Source organism: Streptomyces sp. NBC_01497 (genome assembly GCF_036250695.1).
Taxonomy (GTDB): Bacteria; Actinomycetota; Actinomycetes; order Streptomycetales; family Streptomycetaceae; genus Streptomyces.
In genome coordinates, this window is the sequence record NZ_CP109427.1 from 7,917,628 (window position 1) to 7,941,223 (window position 23,596).

The 23,596-nt window shown below is 70.1% G+C and carries 21 protein-coding genes and 1 pseudogene; 13 read left to right on the forward strand and 9 right to left on the reverse strand.

The annotated features are described in order from the left end of the window. Positions 1 to 258: 258 nt before the first annotated feature. From OG310_RS33435 to OG310_RS33450, 4 genes are all read left to right on the forward strand, one after another. The gene (locus OG310_RS33435) at positions 259 to 954 is read left to right on the forward strand and encodes a hypothetical protein (protein WP_329459592.1); all 696 of its coding nucleotides are present in this window, start codon (positions 259 to 261) and stop codon (positions 952 to 954) included. 224 nt (positions 955 to 1,178) lie between these two features. After that, complete coding sequence (locus tag OG310_RS33440; protein ID WP_329459593.1) at positions 1,179 to 2,375, forward strand: PP2C family protein-serine/threonine phosphatase; 1,197 nt, start codon at positions 1,179 to 1,181, stop codon at positions 2,373 to 2,375. Positions 2,376 to 2,607: 232 nt separating this feature from the next. Further along, positions 2,608 to 3,159, forward strand: a complete 552-nt coding sequence (locus OG310_RS33445) for a cupin domain-containing protein (protein WP_329459594.1) — start codon at positions 2,608 to 2,610, stop codon at positions 3,157 to 3,159. A gap of 136 nt (positions 3,160 to 3,295) precedes the next feature. After that, on the forward strand, positions 3,296 to 4,117 hold the full coding sequence (locus OG310_RS33450; RefSeq protein ID WP_329459595.1) for an alpha/beta hydrolase: 822 nt from the start codon (positions 3,296 to 3,298) through the stop codon (positions 4,115 to 4,117). Positions 4,118 to 4,177: 60 nt separating this feature from the next. Here the strand turns inward: OG310_RS33450 and OG310_RS33455 are convergent, their stop codons facing one another. Then, positions 4,178 to 4,387: a hypothetical protein gene (locus OG310_RS33455; RefSeq protein ID WP_329459596.1), complete on the reverse strand. Its 210-nt coding sequence runs from the start codon at positions 4,385 to 4,387 to the stop codon at positions 4,178 to 4,180. A gap of 547 nt (positions 4,388 to 4,934) precedes the next feature. Here OG310_RS33455 and OG310_RS33460 point away from each other — a divergent pair. Continuing rightward, entirely contained in the window at positions 4,935 to 5,576 is a 642-nt protein-coding gene (locus tag OG310_RS33460; protein WP_329459597.1) for an alpha/beta hydrolase, read from the forward strand. Positions 5,577 to 5,948: 372 nt separating this feature from the next. Here the strand turns inward: OG310_RS33460 and OG310_RS33465 are convergent, their stop codons facing one another. From OG310_RS33465 to OG310_RS33485, 5 genes are all read right to left on the reverse strand, one after another. Continuing rightward, positions 5,949 to 6,647 (reverse strand): YoaK family protein, encoded by a 699-nt coding sequence (locus tag OG310_RS33465; RefSeq protein ID WP_329459598.1) that lies wholly within the window; start codon positions 6,645 to 6,647, stop codon positions 5,949 to 5,951. Between the two features lie 329 nt (positions 6,648 to 6,976). Then, the gene (locus OG310_RS33470; protein ID WP_329459599.1) at positions 6,977 to 7,885 is read right to left on the reverse strand and encodes a class I SAM-dependent methyltransferase; all 909 of its coding nucleotides are present in this window, start codon (positions 7,883 to 7,885) and stop codon (positions 6,977 to 6,979) included. A gap of 274 nt (positions 7,886 to 8,159) precedes the next feature. Further along, positions 8,160 to 9,272, reverse strand: a complete 1,113-nt coding sequence (locus tag OG310_RS33475) for an NAD(P)-dependent alcohol dehydrogenase (RefSeq protein ID WP_329459600.1) — start codon at positions 9,270 to 9,272, stop codon at positions 8,160 to 8,162. After that, positions 9,269 to 10,672 carry an aldehyde dehydrogenase family protein gene (locus OG310_RS33480; RefSeq protein ID WP_329459601.1) on the reverse strand — a complete coding sequence of 468 codons (1,404 nt, stop codon included), beginning with the start codon at positions 10,670 to 10,672 and terminating at the stop codon, positions 9,269 to 9,271. The genes OG310_RS33475 and OG310_RS33480 overlap by 4 nt, the downstream gene beginning before the upstream one ends. Positions 10,673 to 10,680: 8 nt before the next feature. Continuing rightward, positions 10,681 to 11,436, reverse strand: coding sequence for a (5-formylfuran-3-yl)methyl phosphate synthase (locus OG310_RS33485; protein ID WP_329459602.1), 756 nt, complete (start codon positions 11,434 to 11,436; stop codon positions 10,681 to 10,683). A gap of 295 nt (positions 11,437 to 11,731) precedes the next feature. Here OG310_RS33485 and OG310_RS33490 point away from each other — a divergent pair. Then, positions 11,732 to 12,030, forward strand: a pseudogene (locus OG310_RS33490) (IS630 family transposase); the annotation flags it as partial. Between the two features lie 46 nt (positions 12,031 to 12,076). On the opposite strand, the gene OG310_RS33495 reads toward OG310_RS33490, so the two are convergent. Beyond that, positions 12,077 to 12,646 (reverse strand): histidine phosphatase family protein, encoded by a 570-nt coding sequence (locus OG310_RS33495; RefSeq protein ID WP_329459603.1) that lies wholly within the window; start codon positions 12,644 to 12,646, stop codon positions 12,077 to 12,079. A gap of 54 nt (positions 12,647 to 12,700) precedes the next feature. Next, complete coding sequence (locus OG310_RS33500) at positions 12,701 to 13,435, reverse strand: siderophore-interacting protein (protein ID WP_329459604.1); 735 nt, start codon at positions 13,433 to 13,435, stop codon at positions 12,701 to 12,703. A gap of 560 nt (positions 13,436 to 13,995) precedes the next feature. Between OG310_RS33500 and OG310_RS33505 the strand changes: the two genes are divergently transcribed. The 7 genes from OG310_RS33505 (at position 13,996) to OG310_RS33535 (ending at position 21,970) form a co-directional block, all read left to right on the forward strand. Continuing rightward, positions 13,996 to 15,330, forward strand: coding sequence for a hypothetical protein (locus OG310_RS33505; protein WP_329459605.1), 1,335 nt, complete (start codon positions 13,996 to 13,998; stop codon positions 15,328 to 15,330). Then, entirely contained in the window at positions 15,327 to 16,490 is a 1,164-nt protein-coding gene (locus OG310_RS33510; protein WP_329459606.1) for a dimethylarginine dimethylaminohydrolase family protein, read from the forward strand. Before OG310_RS33505 ends, OG310_RS33510 begins: the two co-directional genes overlap by 4 nt. A gap of 32 nt (positions 16,491 to 16,522) precedes the next feature. Then, complete coding sequence (locus tag OG310_RS33515; RefSeq protein WP_329459607.1) at positions 16,523 to 18,451, forward strand: alpha-galactosidase; 1,929 nt, start codon at positions 16,523 to 16,525, stop codon at positions 18,449 to 18,451. Further along, on the forward strand, positions 18,448 to 19,320 hold the full coding sequence (locus tag OG310_RS33520) for a glycosyltransferase family 2 protein (RefSeq protein ID WP_329459608.1): 873 nt from the start codon (positions 18,448 to 18,450) through the stop codon (positions 19,318 to 19,320). Before OG310_RS33515 ends, OG310_RS33520 begins: the two co-directional genes overlap by 4 nt. Before the next feature lie 325 nt (positions 19,321 to 19,645). Then, positions 19,646 to 20,497, forward strand: coding sequence for an aminoglycoside phosphotransferase (locus tag OG310_RS33525; RefSeq protein WP_329459609.1), 852 nt, complete (start codon positions 19,646 to 19,648; stop codon positions 20,495 to 20,497). A 98-nt stretch (positions 20,498 to 20,595) separates the two neighbouring features. Beyond that, positions 20,596 to 20,733 carry a hypothetical protein gene (locus OG310_RS33530; protein WP_329459610.1) on the forward strand — a complete coding sequence of 46 codons (138 nt, stop codon included), beginning with the start codon at positions 20,596 to 20,598 and terminating at the stop codon, positions 20,731 to 20,733. Between the two features lie 370 nt (positions 20,734 to 21,103). Further along, on the forward strand, positions 21,104 to 21,970 hold the full coding sequence (locus OG310_RS33535) for a SigB/SigF/SigG family RNA polymerase sigma factor (protein WP_329459611.1): 867 nt from the start codon (positions 21,104 to 21,106) through the stop codon (positions 21,968 to 21,970). A 313-nt stretch (positions 21,971 to 22,283) separates the two neighbouring features. Here the strand turns inward: OG310_RS33535 and OG310_RS33540 are convergent, their stop codons facing one another. Continuing rightward, positions 22,284 to 23,531, reverse strand: a complete 1,248-nt coding sequence (locus OG310_RS33540) for an MFS transporter (protein ID WP_329459612.1) — start codon at positions 23,529 to 23,531, stop codon at positions 22,284 to 22,286. Between the last annotated feature and the right edge of the window lie 65 nt (positions 23,532 to 23,596).

Consider the following 23,596-nt stretch of genomic DNA (forward strand, 5'->3'; position numbering starts at 1 on the left):
CGGAGGGTGACTTTGAGGGCCAGGAAGATGCCGCTACGCGGGCAGAAGCGACCGAAATTGTCCTGACGGGACGGTTCAGGCGCAGGCTCTAAGAGGCGTCCGCGCATGGCGGTCGTCCGGGGATCATCAGGTGATGCCGGAGGCGCCCGGGTCGACGTCGAAGCTGGTGGGTGCTCCATTTCGTGGAGGTTCTCAACAGGGGCGCCGCTGCTGTTGGCCGCGGTCCGGTGAGACGTGTCTGCTGGGAAGCGGTGGGCTGTGTCCGATGAGCATGCGGTCGGGAGCGCGGGGGACGCGAACCGTGTTCTTGACGGCGAAGTGGGTGCGATCGCGCGCACGGTCGGCGCGCACCTGGTCGCCGCCTATCTCGTCGTGCCCGATGAGCAGCTTATTCGTATGTCCGTCGTGCGGGGCGTGTCGGCACGGATCGCCTTGCCGTGGTCGAAGGTGGCGCGTGCGGCGCACGTTCCCGTGGCCGAAGTCGTCCGTACGGGTCGTGCTGTGTGGCTCAGCGACCAGGAGGAACTGACGCGTCGCTTTCCCCGGACGGCGCTGGCTTTCCCTTACCCCGTCGCGATGTACGTGGCGCCCCTCGTCGACGAGAGGGAGTGCCGCGGGGCCATGCTGCTGCTGTGGCCGAGTACGCGATCTCCCGAATTCGGTGAGGCGGAAAAACGCGAGATCGAGCGTTCTTGCCTGCGCGCGACGCGGGCGCTGCGGGGGGCCGCCGAGGCGGGAAACCCCGCGCGGATCCGGCTCGAACCGCTGGCCCTGGAGCCGCCACCTCGTAGCGTGGGACCGGTCAGTCGCGTCGTCGACCGTCTGCCGTGGGGAGTGTGCGCGCTCGATACGGAGGGGCGCCTGACGTTCATCAGCGACAAGGCTCGCGAACTGCTGGACCTGGGCGATGGCGATCTGGAAAACCGGAACTCTTCGGGGCGCTGCCCTGGCTGAGCGATCCCGCCTTCGAGAACGCGTACCTGTCGGCGCTCTTCAGTCGCCTTCCGTCCGCGTTCACCGTTCGCCCTCCGCACGGCCGCCGGCTGACCGTCACTCTGTACGGTGACGACTGGGGACTCACTGCCTGTGTATTGCCCACGGATCTTGCCATCGACATCGAGGTCGCTGTCGGGACGTCAAGGCCCACGGTCGCCAGGCGGGCCGGTACGCTTTTTCATTTGTTGCACCTGGTCTCGGCCCTGACCGAAGCGAGCACCGTAAGGGAAGTCTCCGACTCGCTGGGTGAGCAGATGATGCCCGTTCTCGGCGCTCAAGGCCTGGCATTGCTCGTCGCTGAAAATGGCCGCCTGCATGACGTCAGTTCCGTGGGATTTTCTACTCGACTGCGCAAGTATTTCGATGGTATTCCCCTCACGACGCGTACCGAGGGGATACGCACGATCGACAGTGGAATCCCCTCGTTCCACACCGACAGCTCTGCACTTCTGAAAAGATATCCACATATTGATGAATGCAGAGAGATGGGTGCCTTCGCCTACTTGCCCCTGACCGTGTCCGGTCGGACGATCGGCTGCTGTGTCCTGGGGTATGAGCGGCCTCGCTCGTTCGTGCATGACGAGCGAGCGGAACTCAACTCCCTCGCCGGCGTGATCGCCCAAGCCCTGGAGCGGGCACGCCTCTACGACATCACCGCCAGTACGGCGCGCGGGCTGCAGGCAGGGTTGTTGCCGGGCAGCCTGCCCCGGCTCGCGGGCCTGCGCACCGCCGCCCGTTACCGCCCGGCCACGAACGGTCTGGACGTCGGCGGCGACCTCTACGACCTGATCCGGCTGGACGATGCCACGGCGGCCGCTGTGATCGGTGACGTACAGGGACACAACGTGCAGGCGGCCGCCCTGATGGGGCAGGTGCGGACCGCCGTGCACACCCACGCGCAGGCCGGTGCCTCACCGGGCGAAGTCCTTGAGCGCACCAACCGCCTCCTGGCAGACCTGAACACGGAACTGTTCGCGAGTGGTCTCTACGCTCAGATCGACCTGCGGCGCGAGAGCGTCACGCTGGCCATGGCGGGTCATACTCCGCCGATCCTGCGGAGGCCGGACGGTTGTGTCGAGGTTCTGGATCTGCCGCCGGGTCTCCTCCTCGGCGTCGAGCCGGCCACGACCTACCGGACGACCGAGATCGGGATGCCGCCCGGCACCCTCCTCGCCTTCTACACCGACGGTCTCGTCGAGCGGGCGGGCATCGATGTGGGTGACGCCATCGACGATCTCGCCGACTTCATCGCGACGGCGCGGTCGCGGTCCCTGAGCTCACTCTGTGATGAGATCATCCGCCGGTCCGAGGAGAACGCAGCAGGAGCGATCAGCGACGACATCGCGATTCTCCTGCTCGAAACCGAAAATGCGACGTAAGACCGGAGGGCGGAGCGGCGGAGCCTTGGCCGGGCGTGCTGTCGCCTGCGACCGCCCCAAGTGGACTCCGCGCCGCGCCCGCCCGTGGCGGACGTCCTCACCAGACGCGGCCCGGGCGACCGCCCATGCGGGCATAGCGGGTCGCGCCTAGCATGAAAGAAGGCGGGAGAGGCTTCGGGCCGGCACCGGTGTGCCTGTCTGCGGGACGTGCGGGCCACGGAGACAGCAGGAGGTGAACCAGGTGACCGGTGGAAAAGATACCGAGGTCACGGTGGTACAACCCGGAGAAGGGGACACCGCGGTCCTGCCAGGTTTCGGGGCTGTGTTCAAGCTGTCCAGCGAGACCAACGGCGGGGAAGCGTCGATCGTCGAGCATCCCTTCGGAGTCGGCACGATCACCGCTCCCCATCGGCACACCAACGAAGATGAGCACTCGCTCGTACTCGAAGGCGAGATCGGGTTCCGCTCGGACGACAGCGAGGTGGTCCTGGAACCCGGTGGTTACATCACCAAACCGCGCGGACAGATGCACGCGATGTGGAACGCGGGCAGCCGGCCCGGCCGGATCGTCGAGATCATCACTCCTGGCGGGTTCGAGAGCTACTTCCGGGAACTCAGCGAACTGCTCGTCTCCCATGCGGGGGCGGCCGGCCAGGGGGCACCGGACCTGCACGCATCGCCCGAATTCACCGAACTGGCCGAGAAATACGGGATTACGTACGGCACTCCGGACTGGCTCGGCGACGTGGTCAAACGGTACAGCCTGAAGCCGCCGAGCCACTGACACACGCCCACCACGGGTCCGGCGCGCGATCGCGATTGCTTCTTCTCCGTCGGCTACGGGCTGTCGTCGGCGAACGCACCCCGTGGAGCGGCGCGTTCACTGCCGTGAGGACGATCCGGAAGGCCCCGGAGGGCAGATGGTCACCGTCGAGCGGGATCTCGTGTACGCCGAGGTGGGAGGGGCCGGGCTGCGACTCGACCTCTACCGCCCTGAGACATCGAACGCCCCGGTCGTCGTGTACGCACACGGCGGTGGCTGGAGCACGGGCGACAAGGGAGACGACGGCACGCGGTGGCTGGCGCCCCTCGCCGCCCTCGGTGTGACCGTTGCGTCCGTGGAGTACCGTCTCGCGCCCCAGGCAACGTTCCCGCAGCAACTGCATGATCTCAAGGGGGCCGTACGCTGGTTGCGGGCGCAGGGGCCACGCCTCGGACTCTCCACGGAGCGGCTCGGTGTGTGGGGCGCGTCCGCGGGGGCCTACCTGGGATCGCTCCTGGCCTTGTCCGAGGGCGACGACGCCCTTGAGGGTACGGTCGGCGGAAATCGCGAACAGTCCAGCGGTGTACAGGCCGTCGTGCACTGGTTCGGCCAAACCGACCTCGCGGCCTCAGCTGCCCGCAGTGCGGTCGAGGCGCGTCTGCTGCCCTTCCACTTCGAGGCGGATCTGCTGGGCACCACGGATCAGGCGGAGCTGGCGCAACGGGCCCAGGGAGTCAGCCTGGTGTCGCGTGTGTCGGATCACGCACCGCCCTTTCTCATCGTCCACGGTGATCGCGACCGTATCGTGCCCCCCTCGCAGGCATGCGCCCTGCACAGCGCACTTGGCCGCGCCGGAGCATCCAGCCGCCTGGAACTCCTGGCAGGTGCGGGACATGAGGACCAACAGTTCGACAGTCTCGCCACGCTCGCGACGACCGCCGCCTGGCTGCAAGCCGTCGTGGGGAAACCCCCCGGGTAGCGGACTCTTGCGGTGCGACGACGCGCCGCAGGTCCTCATCCGTGCTGTGCCGCACCGTGGTCACCACGCGTCAAGGCCGCCACCGTGCCACTCGACAGGCAGTTCCTCGTCGATTTCGCCGCTCTCGCTGAGCCGGTGACGGATGCTTTCCAGCACCCGTTCGAGTTCCACACGGCCACGAGCCACGGCGTAGACCTCTCCTCGTACCCGGACGGGACGCCCGCCGCCGACGAGGAGTGGTTCGACAACAACGATCGGTGTGTCCGCCATCGTGGCCCCCTTGCCGCTTGTGGAGGGGGCGACGTCGCGGCTTCCCCTCCTCACGCCCCATGGTGAGCCCCGTCCCCTGCGGAAGCATCTCGCGGCGTTGCCGGGACCCACGCGACCGCCCGGGCGACGCAGGCGACGGGCGGTGCGCGATGCCCCAGGGCTTGGCGCGCCGCTTCGGTGTCACGCCATGCTCCGCCATCGCCCAGGCGCGCCACGTGGTGCCGCCGGTCCGGTACAGACAGCGGGCGGGAGCGGGGCTGCCGGTGGCGGCGGCGTCAGCCGATTGAGCCAGATCCTCAAGGGGGGCCCGGGCGCGTGCGGAGTGCGCCGGGAACCACCTCTTCACCCGACTACGTGTACGCGTGTCCGGTCACTCGAACGGTGGGTTGGACGTGCGGTGGCCGCCGGGCCGGGATCTGCTTGCTGCGTCGGGTTCCCGGCTCCGCCGAAAGGGCACCGAACCCGTCGTAATGGCCGATCTGACCAAACAGGCGGCATCGGCCGCACCTCGGTCAGCGCGGCCGCTGAGGAGAGGGGCCGGTTCGAGGTGAGAACGCATGTGATCGTCCTCCCGGGCGGCGGGTACGCCGAGCACGCCGCCCATGAGGCCGAGCCTGTGGTCGCCTGGCTCAACGGGCTCGGGCTGCAGGCCGGCGTCTTTCGTTATCCGCTCAACGTCAGGCATCCGTTGCCGCTCCAGGCCCTTCGGGCCGAGATCCGGCGTTGCCGAGCGAGTGGGGCCGAGCGCATCGGGCTGATGGGGTTCTCGGCGGGCGGCCACCTGGCCGGCCTCGCCGCGCTCGCACCCGGTGCCGATGCGCAGGAAGCCGTGCAGTTCGCAGTCCTCGGATACGCGATCACGTCGATGGAGACCGAAACCTATCGCCCCGCGAGGCTGATTCTGCTGGGGGACGAAGCCGACCCGGTGCTGCGGCGCTCCACCTCCCTGGACGCGCTGGTGACGTCCGAGGCACCGCCGTTCTTCGTGTGGCACACCGCGGAGGACGCCTACGTCCCTCCCGAGCACACCTACCGTCTCGCTGCCGCTCTCGCGGCCCACGACGTCCCGCACGCCGTTCACGTGTTCGCGCACGGTCCGCACAGCCTCGGCCTGGCCGAAGGCGCTGGGGACACGGCGAACTGGCGTGCCCTGGCCGCATCATGGATTCGCGAACACACCGAGCCGTGACCGCCGACGTCCGTCCTGCCGCAACGAACGGCGTGTGCGTGGCCGCTCCCCGGGCCTCGTGGCGGGGCCGGGGCCGGGGCCGGGGCCGGAGACGGAAACCGATCTACGTCATGCCGCCCCGGGCGGCCGGGGTTTCGCGTACCGGGATTCCAGCAGGTGCGCTCCGCGGCTTCATCCCGATTGGCGTCGTCGAGTCGTCAACTCCGTCCGGGACGCTCGATCGGTCGGTGGACGAGAGAGCACTCACAGGGGGAGCCGACAGGTTCGCATCCTGCCGATCCAGGCCGAGTCCGGGGCGGCAGAGGTTCGCTGAGCCGGCGAGCGGACCAGTCCGCCGGGTCCGTCGGCAGTTTCCTGACGCCGACCGGTCGGCTATGAGGACTGAGCCGGAGCGGGCGCATGAGGAGTCTTCCTCTCGCGGCCGGCGACGGCGTAGGCGGCCGCGGTGAGGCCCGCGGCCACAGCTCCCGCACCCAGGGGCCATTCGATGCCGAAGTGCCGCAGAAGCAGCGCTCCGATGAACGCCCCCAGCAGCATCCCGACGACCGAGACGAGCCCGCGTGTCAACTGCTGTGCCGTGATGACCCCGCGCGCGATGTCGAAGGCGAGGCCGGTGAGTGTGAGAGTCAGTACCGTGGTCCGCATCTCCGCCACGTTGATCCGGCGTACGTGCGCGTTGCGCGTGCCCATGGCGAGTGCGCCGAGCACGATCACCGCGTAGCGCGGTCCCGCGCTGGACACGCCGTTGGCGGCGGCCACCCCGCAGGCGCAGCCGAGCATGAGGGACTCGGTCACGAGAGCCACCAAAAGCTGCGACCGTACGGTCTCCATCAGTGGGCTGAGCCTTCCGACGATCGCGCTCGACACCAGAAAGCCGCCCAGCGAGGCGAGGCACGCGGGGGCCGAGAAGCCTGGTGCGCCTGCCGCGGCGAACCCGAGGATCACCACGTTCCCGGTCATGTTGGCGGTGAACACGTGTCCAAGGCCGAGATAGCTCGCTGCGTCCAGCACGCCGCTGAGCACGGTGAGTACCGTGAACACCACGACGAGTACGTCAGTCCGCTTCGACACAAGGGGAAGATAGCATTCTTAAACGCACCATCTCGGACATGGAGTGCGACGGAGACGTCGTGCTTCGCCGCGCGCGGCGGCACGGACCGGCGGCGCCCGGGGTTCGTCACCTCGGCGCCGACAGCCCGTCGGTCCAGCGGAGATGGGTGTCCGTGGGCATCGGTGAGCGTCCAGCGCTTCCAGGGTCCGCTGGGCTCCATGCCGACGCCGACCACATCTCGTCGATCTTGGTCCCGAGGTCGTGAGGCCGTGAACTCGACACCTCGTACTCGGTGGCCCTGACTGTCCGCTTCACGGCCTCGGTGGGGTGAGACCGGCTGACGCCGCTGTCACACGTGGGGCCTGTTCGCGAACACCCAACGGTTGCCTTCCAGCGCGTCGTTGTGTTCGGGCAGCGGGCCGCGTCCGTGGCGGTGGGTGAAGTCGAAGGGGGTGTGAACCGACGTGTGCCAGCCCCTGCTGCCCAGCTCACCCGCGGAGTCGGGCCGTGGATCTCCGTCGAAGAGGGTGAGCAGGTCGATGCCGATCTGGTGCTTCGTAGAGGTGTACAGCGGGCTGTCGCGGTATTCCAGCAAGTCCTTTTCGATCTTGACCTCGTACGCCAGGGCACTTCCCCCCGTGCTCAGCCGGTCCACCGTGTCGATGAGGTGAACCTCCGCGGTGAAGGGCAGGTAGAACAGCAGACCCTCGGCCAGCCAGACGGTCGGTGCCGCGGTGTCGAAGCCGGCGGCGGTCAGCGCTCCGACCCAGTCGGCACGCAGGTCGATCGGGATCGGTACGCGCGCCGCTTTCGGGGCGGCCGACAGCCCGCCGAGCACCTGGTGTTTGAACTCCAGCACACCCTCCCTGTCGATCTCGAAGACCACGCAGCCGGGAGGCCAGTCCAGCCTGAAGGCCCGGGCATCCAACCCGGCCCCGAACAGCACCACTTGGCGGATGCCCCCCTCGTGCACCGACTGCAGCAGAAAGTCGTCCAGGACCCGCGTGCGCAGACCGAAGTACCGAGCGAAACGGCCCCACAGCGGGTTCGTGTCCCCCTCCGGTACCTGCCGCAGGTGCACCGGCCAGCTCGCGGACGCCGGGGCGGCGAGCACGAAGTGCTCCGCGTAGACGTCCTGCGCCAGACTGTCGTGGCGATGGGTTTCGATCGCCCGCGCCGCGGCGACCATGAGAGCGGTCAGACCGACACCCTCCTCCACGCTCTCCGCACTGGTGTTCCGATGTGTTGTGCCGGTCATGCGTCCTCCGTCGGTACGAGTAGGGACCACGAGAAACGAGAAACATGGAGTGCGTTACCTGCGCCGGGCTCACGGTGCCGAGGCGGCGGGCGCCAGGCGGCGGGCAGTTGGCTGCGGTCCCTCCTCCGTGCGGGCCCGCGGTCATCCCGTACGCCGGTCCCGCCGGCGACGCCTCGATCGGTGTGGGCCGGTATGCCGGGACGGCCGGCCCACGGCAGCACCGCGCAGTGGCCCGTCCGCCAGGTGACGGGCGATCAGGCAGGCGTCGGCCGGCTCAGCATCCCTCCCGCGGAATCAGGACGGGTTTGACCACGCGGCCGGCATCGCAGTCCCGTTCGGCCTCGTTGATGTCGGAGAGCGGGTAGGTGCGGATCAGCTGGTCGAAGGGGAAGCGCCCGGCCTGCCACAGGCTGATCAGGCGCGGTATCAGCAGTGATGGCACCGCGTCGCCCTCGCAGATGTGGGAGATCCTGCGGCCCCGGTCCAGTGCCCCCGGTTCGATCGGCAGGGCGGTGTGGAGCCGGGCCACCAGGCCGAGGTGGCCGGTCGGGCGCAGGGCCCTGAGCGCGTCGTTGATCAGCTGGGGGGAACCCGTGGTGTCCAGCGCGTACTGTGCTCCGCCGTCGGTCAGTCGCTGTATACGCTCGGGCAGGCCGGTGGACGCGGCGTGCAGGGGGAGCGCCCCCAACCGCTCGGCGAGGGACAGCCGTTCCGGGAGCCGGTCGACGGCCAGGGTCACCGCTCCGGCAGCGGTGGCCGCCATCACCGCGGCAAGGCCCACTGCTCCCGCGCCGTAGACCGCGATGGTGTCGCCGGGGCCGACGCCGAAGGAGTTGAGCACCGCTCCGGCCCCGGTGAGGAAGCCGCAGCCGAGCGGTCCGAGCAGCTCGACGGGCAGCGAGGGATCGACCCGGACGGCGTTGCGGGCGGGGACCATCGCGTACTCGGCGAACGAGGACTGGCCGAACCACCGGGGAGCCAGTGCGCCGCCGTCCGCGTCGGTGAACCGTGCCGCGTTCTCCTCGCGCCCTCCGAAGAGGTTGAGAGAGGCGAAGGAGTCGCAGTAGGCGGGCGCCGCGCCCGAGCAGTTCCGGCAGTGTCCACAGGAGTCGAAGCTCAGCACGACATGGTCGCCGGTGCTCAGGCCGGTGGCCGGGCCGCCGGTCCCCACCACGACCCCGGCCCCCTCGTGACCGAGTACGGCGGGCAGCGGTGAGCGTGAGCGTCCGGCCGAACGCCGGACGGCGAGATCGGTCCGGCACATTCCGCAGCCCGCGATCCTCACCAGGATCTCGCCGTCGGCCGGTCCCGTGTTCAGGACCACCTCCTCAAGGGTGAAAGGCTTCTCGTAGGAGCGCAGTACCGCGGCGCCGAACCTCGTCGTCACGCTTCCTCCGGGCGGTGCACGACGAACGGCCTGAGATTTCCGTAGAGCCCCCACGGTCCACCCGCGACGCCGACGCCGCTTTCCTTGATGCCCGCGAAGGGCTGGGCGAGCGACAGTTCGGCATGGTGGTTGATCCAGGCCGTCCCGCACTCGAGCCGGTCGGCCACCGCCTCGGCCCGGTCCAGGTCGGTCCCCCACACCGAGCCGCCCAGCCCGAAGCCGGTGCTGTTGGCCGCCGTGACGGCTTCGTCGAGGCTTTCGTACGGCAGCACCGGCAGGACCGGCCCGAACTGCTCCTGCGTCACCACCCGGCTGGCAGAGGGAACATCCGCCAGGACGGTCGGAGCGTAGAAGTACCCCGGCCGCTCCAGCCGGTGGCCGCCCACCACGGCTCGGGCGCCGTCCGCCAGGGCCTGGGCCGTGCAGTCCTCGACTCTGGCCAGCTGGGGGGCGTTGCTGAGCGGCCCGAGCTGCGAGCCCGGTTCGAGCCCGGCTCCGACGACGACGGTCCTGGCGCGTTCCGCGAGGGCCTCGACCACCTGGGAGTAGAGCCGGGCGGGTGCGTAGACGCGTTTGACCGCCATGCAGACCTGCCCGCAGTTGCGAAACGCCGCCCAGAACAGCCGCTCCGCGACTCCCTCCACATCCACGTCGTCCAGCAGGATGGCGGCGTCGTTGCCGCCGAGTTCCAAGGTGACCCGGGCGAGCGAGGCGGCGGCGCCCTCGGCCACGGCCCGGCCGGTGGGGATCGAACCGGTGAAGGTCACATGACGGATGCCCGAGTGGGACGCGAGACGGGCACCGAGGGGCTCACGGCCGGTGACGATCGTCAGGACGTTCTCAGGGAGGGCGGCGGAGATGACGGATCCCAGCATGCGTGTGGCGAGAGGCGTGAACGGGGAGGGTTTGAGCACCATCGTGTTGCCTGCGGCGAGCGCGGGCGCGAACTTCGCGGACGCCAGCTGAAGAGGGAAGTTCCACGGGACGATCGCGGCGACGGGCCCGAGCGATCGCCAGCGGACCTCGGTACGCACCGGCCGGCCATCCGTGATCTTCTCGGTCCCCGGGTCCAGCGCGGCGAAGTAGCGCAGCCGGGCCGCCGCCCGAGCGATCTCCGCGTACGACTCGGCCAGTGGTTTGCCCTGTTCACGGGTGAGCAGGGGAGCGAGATCCGATCCGGCCGCCTCAACGGCGTCTGCGGCCGCCAGCAACGCCTTGGAGCGGGCGGGAGGGTCGGCCCGCCAGCCGATCCAGGCCTCGCGGGCCCGCTCGACGACCGCGTCCAGCTCGTCCGGTCGCTGGTCGGGAGCCTCATCGAAGGCCTCACCCGTAGCCGGATCGAGGACGGTGAAGCGCTCGCCCCGGGTCGCCGGCGCACGACCGGGCGGGATTGCCGGCATGCCGGCGCTCAGCTCGCGGCGGCGATCGCCGCCGCCTGTTCCCGGGCATGCCGGTCCATCTCCGCCCGGAAGGCGGCCACCAGGTGCGGCTGAATGCGTCCCGTCCTTCGGTCACCTCCCTGGCAGACCGCGCCGCGCACTCCCACGATGTCCGTGCCGATACGCGTCAACGCGCCCAGGTCCCCCACCGTGACGCTCCCGGCGAGAGCCGCGATCCGACCGGCCTCGTGGGCCAGCCTGACGAACTCGGCGCAGACATCGGGCGGGACATGGTCGAACAACCGTGTGCCGTCCTTGATCGCGGTGTCGAGCATGGCCGCGTCGGAGCCGGACCGGCGGGCGATATCCGGCAGCGAGAGCGGGTTGACGCAGCCGATCCGGTGGGCGTCGGCGTAGCCCGAGGCGACGACGAACGCGTCCGGCCGGTAGTCCTTCACGGCCCGGACGACCCCGCGCATGACGTCGATGGCCTGGTCGGGGGTGGTGCAGCCGTAGAGGCCGACCTTGATGTACGTGGCTCCGGAGACAGCCGCGCCGAGCGCCGCCTGGGCTACCGTGCCGGGTTTGTACGGAACGTCTCCGACGGTGGCGGACACCGGCTTGTCCACCGGGACCGCCTCACGGATCTCCCTGATCACCCAGGGGTAGTTCGCGCCGAGCGAGCCCTCTGCGGGCCTTTTGACGTCGACGATGTCGAGGTGTTCCGACGCCTTGGCGCAGTCGAGCGCCTCTTCGACACTGTCGGGAGAGATGAGAAGCAACAACGTGGTCTCCTTCTGCCGCATGTCCACCTGCCGGAGGGCAGGAATGCGGAGTCGCCTGGATCACGTGCGGTCTGCTCATCATTGCGGCGGCCTGCCGGGCCCGGGAGGGCGTGCGGAGTGCCAAACGGGTCACTGCCCTGACGGGCCCACGCCCCCAGCGCGCACCAGTGCGGCCGACGGCAGGCCGACTTCGACGTGGGCAGGCGTGAGACTTCGCGCGGGCGCGCGCGACGGGACTGCCACTGACACACTCTCCCTGAGGCCGGGGACGCCACCGACACACTCTTTGTGAAGGGACGAGTTCGGACCGCTGAACCTGATGCCCCACCCGGGTCGGCCGTGGGCGCAGCGCAGCGGCAAGCACAAGGGCCCCGACCGCGAGCCATGCCGACGCAGGCGGGCAACCTGCAACCGCCTCTTCCTGGCCGAACAGGATCGAAGCCCAGTTCACGGCCCTGCGCGCCTTCACCCCCGACGGTACCGGCCACGCCGATCACAAGGAACAGGGCAGCATGATCCGCGCTACATCATCCGGCGAACCACCACGTCGCCGATGCCCGCCTGCGTCGGGTGGTCACACGCGCGAACGTCGCCTGGCACGGCAGTAGTTGCGCCATGCACCGGGTATGGACAGCCGCTATCACGGCACGTTCCACCCGAGCACGACCGGCAGTTCGTGCTCGTAACCCAGTGTGTTGATCGTCCCCGGATGCGGGTGCCCGAACTGCCGCCCGGCCGAAGCCTCAAGGCCGAGCCAGCGCGCGGTGAGGATGCGTGACAGGTGGCCGTGCGCAACGACGGCCACGTCGCCCTTGTCCAGCAGCGGCCGGACCCGGCCGAGGAAGGCGTCGACCCGTACTGTCACGTGCTCCAGGTCCTCGCCGGCGTCGACGCCGTCGCGCCACAGCTCCCAGCCGGGCTTGAGCTCCCGGATCTGCTCGGCAGTAAGACCCTCGTAGCGACCGTAGTCCCACTCGATCAGGTCGGTGTCGGGCTCCGCGCTCCTCAGCCCCGCCAGTTCCGCCGTCCGCACCGCGCGGGTCAGCGGGCTGCTGTAGACGGCGGTGAAGTTCCGTTCGGCCAGCCGAGGCGCGAGCGCACGCGCCACGTCCTCACCCACCTCGGTCAGCGACAGGTCCGTGCGGCCGGCATGCTGCCCGGTCCGGCTCCATGCGGTCTCGCCGTGCCTGATCACCACCAACTGGCCCATGGCTGAGGACCGTATCTCACATCGAACACACGGCGAACGTTGCCTGATGCGGCACTAGAGAGTCCTGGCCGCGTCGTGCTTCCAGTAGCCGGAGAACGTGATGCGGCCCTTCGGCAGACCCGCACGGTGCACGTGGCGCCGTCCCTCGGTCGCGAGCGTCGACTCGCCCACGACGAAGGCGTAGCCGCTCTCGTCGACCGACCGGTGCCGGCGCAGTTCCGCCAGCGCGGCGGCCCCGGGCACTGTGGCGGCGTCGCCGCGGACCACCCAGGTCACAGACACTCCGGGCGGTGCGTCGAGGTCGCGTCGGTCCCCCTCGACCGGGATCTCCTGGATGGCTCGGCCGACGGGGTCCCGGGGCAGGGAGCGGAGAATCCCGGCTGTGGCGGGCAGACCGCTCTCGTCGGCGGCGAGGAGTACCTCGGAGGCGTCATCCGGGCAGTTGAAGATGATCCCTTGGTCGAGCAGGGCGACGGGGTCGCCGGGGCGGGCGGCGCATGCCCAGATCGCCGCGGCGCCGTCGCTCTCGCCCGACGGGCCTGCGTGCACGACGAAGTCGATGTCCATCTCCGCCGTCCCGGGGCGGAAGCCCGCCACCGTGTAGTTGGCGCAGTGCGGCCGGACATCCTCAGGAGTCGCCAGGTACGGTTCCCACCACCGTGAGCCGGAGATCCCCGGTAGCACGAACCGCTTCTGGTGCGGCAGTCGCAGGAAGAGGCGGAACCAGTGGTCGTAGCCGAGCCACGGGAAGCCGGCGAAGTCGGCTCCGCTCACCGTCACGCGTTGCATCGACGGGGTGAGGCCGCAAGCCGTCGGGTGCGCCCGTCACGGTGCAGGCGTCAACTCCGTCCACTCCGACGCCATTGCCGCACCCTTGGCCCGAGGCCTGTTGGACGGGCGAGGCGACCGGCAGTCGGACATCGGCCCGTGCCGTAAGACTGCGGGACGGTCCGTGCCGTGTTGTAAGGCTGCGGGCCGCAGCAGTGCCGGTGGAGGCGTTCGGGGCGCAGCGCTCCTCCGCGAGGTCGTCGAGTCAGTCCCTGCAGTGCTGTTGACAGCGCCGAAGCCGTACCTGTTTCATCGGCTCGTCAGTTTGTTTTCGTTTAATTGTGCTCGGTTAGCGAACAGCGCCTGTCTCTTCGTCCGTCACCCGCATTGACCCGGACCTTCCTCCTCGTTTCCCGCCGTCCGTCAGTCAACTCTGCTCGTAGTTGGTCCTGTTATCGACATGGGACGGGGTTGTCGGCCGTCCGGGCACCTGCCGTGGCCCCGTCCCTCGCCTGGTGGACCCGATGCGGGCGGTCAGACCGTCGACTGTTTGATTCTGTGACTTCTGCTGGGAGATCCCCTTGGACAGCGTCGAAGCGCTCGACCGGCTCGCGACAGTCGGGGACCACGCGCTGAAGGTGCGCGAGTCGCTTTCCCCCTTGGATGACCCGACGGCCGTTCGGCACGTGCTGCTGGTGCTCTCCGGATCGCGGGGCGGGTCCAGTCTCCTGTACGAACTGCTCGCCCGTGCGGGCGACATGGCGTCGCTGGCCGGGGAACACATACCGTTCTATCGGCTGCACGGCATCGACGCCCCCGCCGCTCCGGGGCGCAGCGACCTCTGGCAGGACGTGGACAGCGACCGGGCCCTGAAGGTGTCCCGCGCGCTGCTCGCCGAGGCGCGCCTCGGAAGAGGGCGTGTCCCGCCGGGGGACCGCTCCGCCGCCGCCCTGAGCGCGATGCGCCTCGCCCTCCAATGGCCGGAGATCCAGCTGGGTTTCGAGGAGCTCTGCGACGCCTTCCAGTGCGCGGCCCGCGAACTGCCGCCGGACGCGACGTCCGACGCGGATCACTCCGCCGTGCTCCTGCGGGTGATCGACCGGCTGCGTGCCGCGGGCCACCGCGTGGACGCCGGCTATCACGATGTCCCTGCCCTCGCGCGTGCCCAGCCCCCGCAGGGGCCGCCGCGTTCAGGATTCTGCGTGGAGGAGCCGCCGTTCGTGTGCCCGGCGCCGGGCCGTGTGCCGGAACCGGGAGAGCTCGAACACGTCCCTCTGCTGCTCAAGGCCCCCCTTGACGCATACCGGCTGCCCCTGCTCAAGAGGATGTTCCCCGGAGCGCTGTTCACGGTCGTCCACCTGACACGCAATCCGGCGGCCTCGGTGAACGGACTGTGGGACGGATGGCGGAGCAACGGATTCTTCTCCCACCGCACGACGGACCTCGGGCAGCCGCTGTCCATCCCGGGGTACACGCGGGCCGACGCCCCCTGGACCCGGCACTGGTGGAACTTCGATCTGCCCCCGGGCTGGCAGAGCTGGGCGCACCGTCCGCTGGCCGAGGTGTGCGCCTTCCAGTGGGCCTCGGTGCACCGGTACGTTCTCGCGGCACTCTCCGCACCTGAGCCGCCTCTGCCGATCCGAGCGCAGGTGCGGGTGAGATTCGAGGATCTCGCCGCGGGGGCCGAGGGGCGCTCCCGGGTGCTGCGCCGAGTCCGGGAGGCCGCGGGGCTGCCGAGCGGCGGCCCGGACACGGACCGCGGTCCGGCACCCCTGGTCATGGCCACGCAGCCGCCGCGGCCTGGACGCTGGCGGGATCGGGCGCGGATCATCGAACCCGTGATCCGGCGCCCGGACATCGCCGAGGTGGCGAGGGCCCTGGGCTACGATCCGGCGGCCGAGGAGACCTGGACATGACCGAGCCCTTACTGCCCGCGCCGACGCCCGCCGCCGACGCAGGCTCCACGAACCAGGCACCGGACGACGGGAGTTCAGCGCCCGCGACCTACCATGGCCCCGGCTTTCGCCCCCGGGTCCGGCGTCACCGGGACGAGGTCGCCGAAGGACGTCTCTGGGCGCCGCGCACCGTGGACTCCGAATACGGGCGCCTTCGCGAGGTCGCACTCGGCATTCCCGTGCGAGGACAGCGTCCGCCCGCCGTCCCCGATGCGGTGCAGCATCTCAGGACCGTCGACTACGCGCGCATGGCCGACGAACTCGCCTGCCTTGCGGGGACGTACGAGGCTCTGGGCGTGCGGGTCCACGAACTGCCCCAGCCCGCCGGACTCGCCCTGGGATCCGCGGAGGCTGGGACGCGGCCCCCGGGGGCCGGGCCGGCACCGGCGCGGGCGGACACGCAGGCTCGGCCGGCAGTGGTCGCCGCGGATGATCGGAGCACCCACAACCGGATGTTCGCCCGCGACACCTTCGTCATGACCCCCGAGGGAGCCGTTCTGGCCCGCATGGGCAGCGAGGTACGGGCGGGTGAGTCCCGCCTGGTCGCACGGCTCCTCGCGTCCCTCGACATTCCCGTGATCCGCACGATTCACGGGAGCGGCACCCTCGAAGGCGCCGACGTGCTGTGGGCCGGCCCGGACGTGGCGCTGGTGGGCGTCGGCAACCGCACGAACGAGGAGGGCGCCAGGCAGCTCACCGAGACGCTGGCGACCTTCGGTGCGCGAACCGTTCCCGTCAGAATGCCTCGCGGTGTGCAGCACCTGCTCGGACTCGTGCAGTTCCTCGACCACGATCTCGCGGTGATCCGGCACGAGTTGGCGGACACGGCCATGGCAGAGCTGCTGCGCCGACTCGGACACACCCTGCTTCCGCTGGCCGAGCACCCCGATATCACCGACGGATTCGGCATGAACGTCGTGTGCGTGGCGCCGCGCACCGTGGTGATGCCGACCGGTGCCGCCCACGTGCGGAAGGTGTTCGACGCGGCCGGTGTCGATGTGGCGGCCGAGGTCGCCATCGGCGAACTCCTCGCCGCGGCCGGCGGGATCGGCTGCGCCACCGGCATCCTCTCCCGGGACCGCGCGACGCTCCCGCACCCCGATCCTTCCCCGGCCGACTGACCCGGCGCTGTCTCAAGGAAGAAGGTCCATCGATGCAGGACTCCCTCCGGATCACCGTCACACTGGCGTCCGGCGCGCTCGCCGTCTTCGACGCTCTGCCGCCCGACGCCACCGGCATCCGTGTCGACCCCGGCACCGGAGTCGAACTGCGCACGTCCGGGACCCGGCCCCTGGCCGTCACCGTTCGTCCGCCGTCCGTCGACGACCCGATCCGTTCAGTGGCCCACGACCTGTTCGCCCCCATGGCCAACCTGCGCAACGTCGTCCTCCCGGACAGTGGCCGCTGGTTCATGAACGGCCTGCAGCCGATCAGCGCCTGGCGCTTCCACCGCACCGCCGACAGTGCGGCGCACGACGTGCTGACACCCCTGTACGTGTTCACCCGTCCCGACGGCGCGACGGATGTGGCCCTCGGGCTGGTGGGCGAGCTGTACGAGACCCGGTGCGAGGTCATCGAGCCGGCGTCCAACCGGGCGCTCAACGTCCATGTGGGCATGCTGGGCGTCCGGTTCAGCCGGGGCACGCAGGACCACCCCATCCCCGCGCACGTCGTCGCGGCGGACGGTTCCGTCACCGACCACCTCTATGTGGACCGCCCCGGCCGCGAGGAACACGTGCCCTGGTCCCAGGCGCTGCGCCGGTTCAGCCGGGCGCAGCGCGCGGTCCACGACCTGCGCGACGCCGCTCCCGCCGACGCGTGGGAGCCGGTGTGGTGCTCCTGGGTGGACTGGGGGAGTGAGCATCTGAGCGAGGACCTCGTGCGGGAGAACGCCGCACGTGGCGTGGACCTCGGAATCCGGCACTTCATCATCGACGACGGCTGGTTCGGCCCCGGCCTCGACTCGTCCTACGACACGCCGCTGAACATCGGTGACTGGGAACCCGACCCGAAGAAGTTCCCCGACCTGCCCGGCCTCGTGCGGGAGATCAGGGAGCTGGGCGGCAAGACGCTCATCTGGTGCGCGCCGCACGCCGTGGGACCCGCTGCGCGCTGTCTGCCCGAGCGGGAACACCTCCTGATGCGTGACCCGCAGGGCGCCCCCGCCCGCAGCGAGACCCAGTTCCACTCCCTGTGCTTCCGCTCCCCGGAAGCACGGGACGTCATGGTCCGCGTCTGCGTGGACCTCCTCACGACGTACGACTTCGACGGGGCGAAGTACGACCTCTTCAACTGGCTCCCGCCCGAGGGCTGCCAGAGCACCCGCCACGAGCACGACACCACGTCGATGCTGCACGGACTGGAACTCACCCTCGCCGCAGTCGATGCCGCGACCCGCCGTGCCCGCCCCGGCGCCGTGGTGGAACTCAAGCAGAACTACGGCACACCGTTCCTCACCCGCCACGGGTCGATGACACGCGCGGGAGACGCCCCGTACGCTCCGGAGACCAACTTCCTGCGCACGCTCCACGTGCAGGGGTACTGCGCCGCGGCGCTCAACGACTACCAGACCTTCACCGACCGTGACTCGGCACAGGACGTCGCGGTCGCGGTGCTGACGATGATGGCGGTCGGCATCCCCGCCTACGGCGCGGACCTGCCCTCGCTCTCCGCGGACCGCGCACACGTGCTCCGCCACTACCACCGCTGGTACGCGGAACGGCTGCCGCGTATGCGCCGCCACCGGCAACCTCTCGAAGCGTCGCACCGCCTCGTGGCCGTCGCCGCGTGGGAGCCCGCCGACGGGGACGTCGACCGCAAGGACATCGTGTTCGCGGTGCACGACCCGGCACCGGTGCCCTGGAGCGGACGGCCCACCACCGTACTGAACGCGACGCACGCCGACCGCCTGGTGCTGACGGGCGCCGCCACCGGCGACCACCGCGCTCACACGACCGATGCCCTCGGGCACGACCTCGGCGAGATCCTCCTGCCCGCGGACCGGGACTGCTGGTCGGTGCCCGCGCCCCCCGGCGGCCGCGTGGACATTGTCCCCGCGACGGCGTCCGGGAGGTCCCGGTGAACGCGTCGGTCCCCGGCGTCACGGTCGTCATCCCCTGCCACAACGACGGGGTCTTCGTCGGTGGGGCCGTCGACAGTGCCCTGGCACAGAGCCACCCCGATGTCACCGAGATCGTGGTGATCGACGACGCCTCCGACGACCCCGCCACACGGGACGTGCTCGCCTCCCTGGACGCGGAACGCGTCCGCGTCCTGCGCGTGCCCCACGGCCACGTGGCCGCGGCCCGCAACCACGGCATCCGACAGGCTCGCACCCCGTACGTCATGGTCCTCGACAGCGACGACAGGATGGAACCGGACTACCTCAAGGAGACCGTCTCACTGCTGGAGGCGGACCCGTCGCTGGCCGTCGCGGGGAGCTGGCTGCGGACGTGGGGCGCGGGCGAGTGGGTGGTCAAGCCGTCCGGGGGCGGCCTGACCGAGTTCCTGCCCCGTAACAACTGCCCGGGGTCCTCGCTGCTGCGCAGGTCGTGCTGGCAGGAGTGCGGCGGATACAGCGAGGAACTGCGAGGGGACTACGAGGACTGGGACTACTACCTGAAGGTGACCTCCCGGGGATGGCGGATCGCCGTCGTACCGGCTCCCCTGATGCGCTACCACCTCGCCCAGGGTTCCCTGAACACCCAGGGGTTCGCCCGCCGCCCCGAACTCGTCGCGGAAATCGTCCGCAGACACCTCGACACCTACCGCGCACACATCGTCGAGGCCATGGCCGGCAAGGAACGCATCCTGATGCAGCGAGTGGAAGAGCTGCGGGACCATCTGGTCGCCACTCCGGACGCGCCGTTGCCACAAGTGACGTTCGGGGACGGTGGTCTCGCCTTCGCCGCAGCGGTGCAGGCGCTGCGTGAGGGCGCCGTCCGGCCCTGACCTGGACGTGTGTCGCCGAGCCGGGAGCCGGGGGAGCGAGGCGCGCCTGGCGAACGCGCGGTGCCTGCGCGCCTAACGGCCTTCTCGGCCTGCGGTCGCTTCCACAACCGTTGCGGAGCCGTCGCCGACGTCGAGAGTGCTGATACGGGGTGGTGTGCTGGACAAGGTTCCGCTCCTTGGCGTGTGCCGGCGCCATGTGCCGCCCTCCGGCTCGGTTCTTCTGCGCGCCTCGGTCTCATCCGGACGGGCCACGTGGGCCCGGGTGAAGGCCGGGGAGGCGAAAAGATGCTGCGCTCGGCACGGCGGTGTCGGCAGGATGCCTGTCGTGACTGAACAGCAGAGGGACACCATTCCGCCCCGTCCGGTCCTCGATGCCTTCGGTGTGCGGGGCGCCCCTGTCCCGCTGCCCGGTGGGCAAGGAAGAAGTGTTCTTGTCGGTGGGTTTGTCTTCAAGCCCGCCGAGGGAGCCGGGGACGAGGTCGAGTGGGCTGCTTCCCTGTTCGAGACACTGGCGCCAGGCAGGGGATTCCGCGTACCGCGGCCGCTCCGTGCCACGGACGGGCGGAGCCTCGTGGACGGCTGGACCGCCGGCGAGTTCCTGACGGGCGAGCCTGGTCCGCGGGGACAGTGGAGCGGTGTGCTCAGCGCCGGGCGGGCTTTTCACGCCGCCCTGCGACACCTGCCCCGGCCCGACTTCCTGGATCACCGCACCCATCCCTGGGCCGTGGCCGACCGGGTCGCGTGGGGCGAACGGGGCATCGACGTGACCGACGACCTCGACTCGCCGTATTCGGCGCTGCTGGAGCTGAGGCGGCCGGTTGAGCAGGACGCGGCCCAGCTCATTCACGGCGACCTCACCGGCAATGTGCTTTTCGCCGCGGACGCCGAGCCCGCCGTGATCGACTTTTCGCCGTACTGGCGGCCTCCGGTGTTCGCCGAGGCCGTCGTCGTGGCGGACGGCCTGCTGTGGTTCGACCTTCCGCCCGACCTGCCGGCGCGGATGAGTGATCGTCCCGACTGGCAGCAGATGGTGATCCGTGCGCTGATCTTCAGGCTCGTCGCACAGAGTGAGAGCACTCGGCCGTCGGGACAGGATCAGTGCGGTGAGGCCGAGCGGTATATGAGGGCGATCGACGTCGTGGTCAAGAAGTTGGCGGGGCCCGGGTCCCGGGGATAGCCCCTCCCCGGGCCGCCCTTCCCGGCTGAACGGGCTCCGCGGGGGTGCCGGATCACCGCTGGCGCGTCCGGGTCGGCGTTCGCTTTTTATCGCTCCTGATGCGGAGGAAGGTCCTGGCCCCGCATCCCGTGCCGGCGGGTCACCGGCCCGACTGCCTCGACGGCCGGTGGCTGATCGCCGAAGGACTCGCACTCACCGCGCTCACCGTTCCCGCCACGCGATCGGCGGAGCGGTGAGGCCGTTGCCTTCGCCGTGGGCGCCACCGGCATCGATGTCTCCGGCATCCGCACTCGACGGGCGGCGGGGGACAGGCGCGCGATGTCCTTCGCGGAGGTTGTGAACCGTCAGGAACGGCTGCCGGCCCGCGTCGCGCCGCCGACCCGCAGGCCGCCGCGCGCCGGAGGAACCGCAGGTGCCATCCGCGCGACGTCGGGGCCGTACAACCCGGGCCGTACCGTGAGCGGGTCCGGTTGACCCGCGGTTCCCGTCCCTGATCCGGACCGGCCCGTGGGCCGCGAAGCGCGGCAGCGGATCGGCCTGAGGTTGGCCGGCCCATTCAGGGGAACGCGGTTCACTGCCAACCCTGGCAACTGGAGGTCCTCCCGTATGACTGCTGGCCCCGTCCTCACCGCTTCTGCCGCCCTGTCCGTCTCCGAGCGGGTGGGTGAGCTGCCGTGGGTCGAGGACCCCCAGGCGGTGGCGCCGAAGGACGCGAGGGCCCTGTCGAAGGTGTTCTTCGACCGGTTGCAGAGCGTGGAGGAGGGGACGCGTGAGTACGCGTACGCGCGCAACACCCTCGTCGAGATGAACATGTCCCTGGTCCACTTCGCTGCGCGCCGTTTCCACCGCAGGGACCAGATGGAGGACGTGATCCAGGTCGGCATGATCGGCCTGATCAAGGCCATCGACCGCTTCGACCTCTCTCGCGAGAACGAGTTCGCCACCTTCGCGATCCCCTACATCGTCGGGGAGATCAAGCGGTTCTTCCGCGACACCAGCTGGGACGTCCACGTCCCCCGCCGTCTGCAGGAACTGCGCAGCGAACTCGCCAAGGCCCGCGACGCCCTCCACGCGCGCCTGGACCGGGACCCGACCGTCGCCGAACTCGCGACGCACCTGGACCGGCCGCAGGAGGAGATCCTCGACGGGATCATCGCCGCCAACGGCTACAACACCGACTCCCTCGACATGCCCTACGACAACGGCGACGCTGCCCGTGGCCGCAACACCAGCCTCGCCGACTTCACCGGCAGCATCGACCCGGGCATGGAGCTCGTAGAGGACCTCACCTCGCTCGCGCCCCTGGTCGCCGAGCTGCCCGAGCGTGAGCAGCGGATCCTGCGGATGCGCTTCGGTCAGGAGATGACGCAGTCCCAGATCGGTGAGGAACTGGGCTACTCGCAGATGCACGTCTCACGCCTCATCACCCGCGCCGTCAAGACCCTGCGCATGGGCCTGCTCACCGATCGGTGAGTGCTCTCGCCACCCGAAGGGGCGCGCACGCGCCCGCTTGACCGGGGCGGCGGCGAGTGACGGGAGTTCCCGTGTATCCCGCTGCGTGGTCCGAAGGGGAGCCGTGAAGGGTGCCGATCAGGCAAAGAACCTGTTCAGGTGCCCTTCCGCGCTGTCCTGAAGAGGGCCGGCCACTTCGGTGACCACGACACCACCAGGTTCTGGTCGCCTGGTGACGGAGTGGCCGTCGACGCCGGAGAGCAGAGCCACGTGGCAGCGCGCCATGCCGCCGCCGGTATGGATGAAGCACTGTTCATGATGGCACCGGCGCTCCTCAGTCGAAGGTGACGGACCGCAGGGTGGGGCTGAGGCAGCCGTGGATTCCGGCGGCGACGGTCACCACCGCGCAGATCAGTGTGGTCTGCCGGGCGCCGGCGAAGTCCGACCAGAACCCGAGCAGATTGTTGCTCACGACCAGCGGGAGGGTCTGGACCAGGATATTGATCGACTGCACGCGCGACATGTACGCCTCGGGCGCGGAGCGCAGTACCAGAGGACCGATATGGGTGCTGAACAGTCCCGTGCCCAGACCCGCTACGGTGCTTCCGGCCACGCAGACGACCAACGATCCGGTCAGGGCGAGAAGACCCACTCCCAGTCCCGCGATCAGCAGTCCGAGCGCGCTGCACAGGCCCGTTCTCCGAGCGGTGCCGCGGGAGAGTGCCACGACGGCGACCAGGACGCTGGAAGCACTGAAGGCCCCGATCACCAGGCCCGCGGTCCTCGCGTCCCAGTGGGCCTGACGGGCCAGCAGCGGCACCATGAGGGCTGTGACCGGCAGGAGGAGACCCGCCGACACGGCGATCAGCGCCATGGTCGCGCGCAACAGGGGCTCTTGGGCCACCAGTCGGACGCCACGGCCCATCTCCTGGAAGATGCCTTTCTCGGGGGTCTGCTCGATCCGGCCGGGAACCCGGACGAAGAAGAGCACGACGAGCATCAGGGTGAAGGTCACCGCGTCGAGGAGGAGAGCGCCGTCGAGGCCGCTGAGACCGACGACGAAGCCCCCGATCGGCGCTCCGCACAACGCCACGACCCTGCCGACGACCTGGCGGGCGGCCAGGGCCCTGGGTACCGCCTGATCCGCCACCAGCCGGCGGGGCATGGAACTCGAAGCGGGCAGGTAGAAGGCGTCGACGGTGCCGACGCACAGGGCGATCGCGATCAGCAGCCACACGGACGCGTGATGCCCGGCGGAGACCAGGGCCGCGGTCAGCGTCACCAGGATCATCACCGCGTCACCGGCCATCATGACCTGCCTGGCCCCACGGCGGTCGGCGATCGCGCCACCGAAGAGCAGCAGGACCGACCGCGGCACGATCACCGCGGTCAGGACGGCACCCGCGGACCCGCCCCCGAAGGAGGACGCGACCCAGCCGAGTGCGAAGTACAGAACGGCGTCGCCGAGCAGACTGCCGGCCAACCCGGTCAGCCAGAGCAGGAAACCGCTGCCCAGCCGCGTGGCGGCCGCGCTGCTCTCCTTCGTGTACGGACCAGTGGCAGCCGCGGCCGGGTCACTCACGTGCGTACCTCATCCGTCTCTCCTGGGCGGGCGGGCTGCCCGTCGTCATGCCGGACTCGGACGAC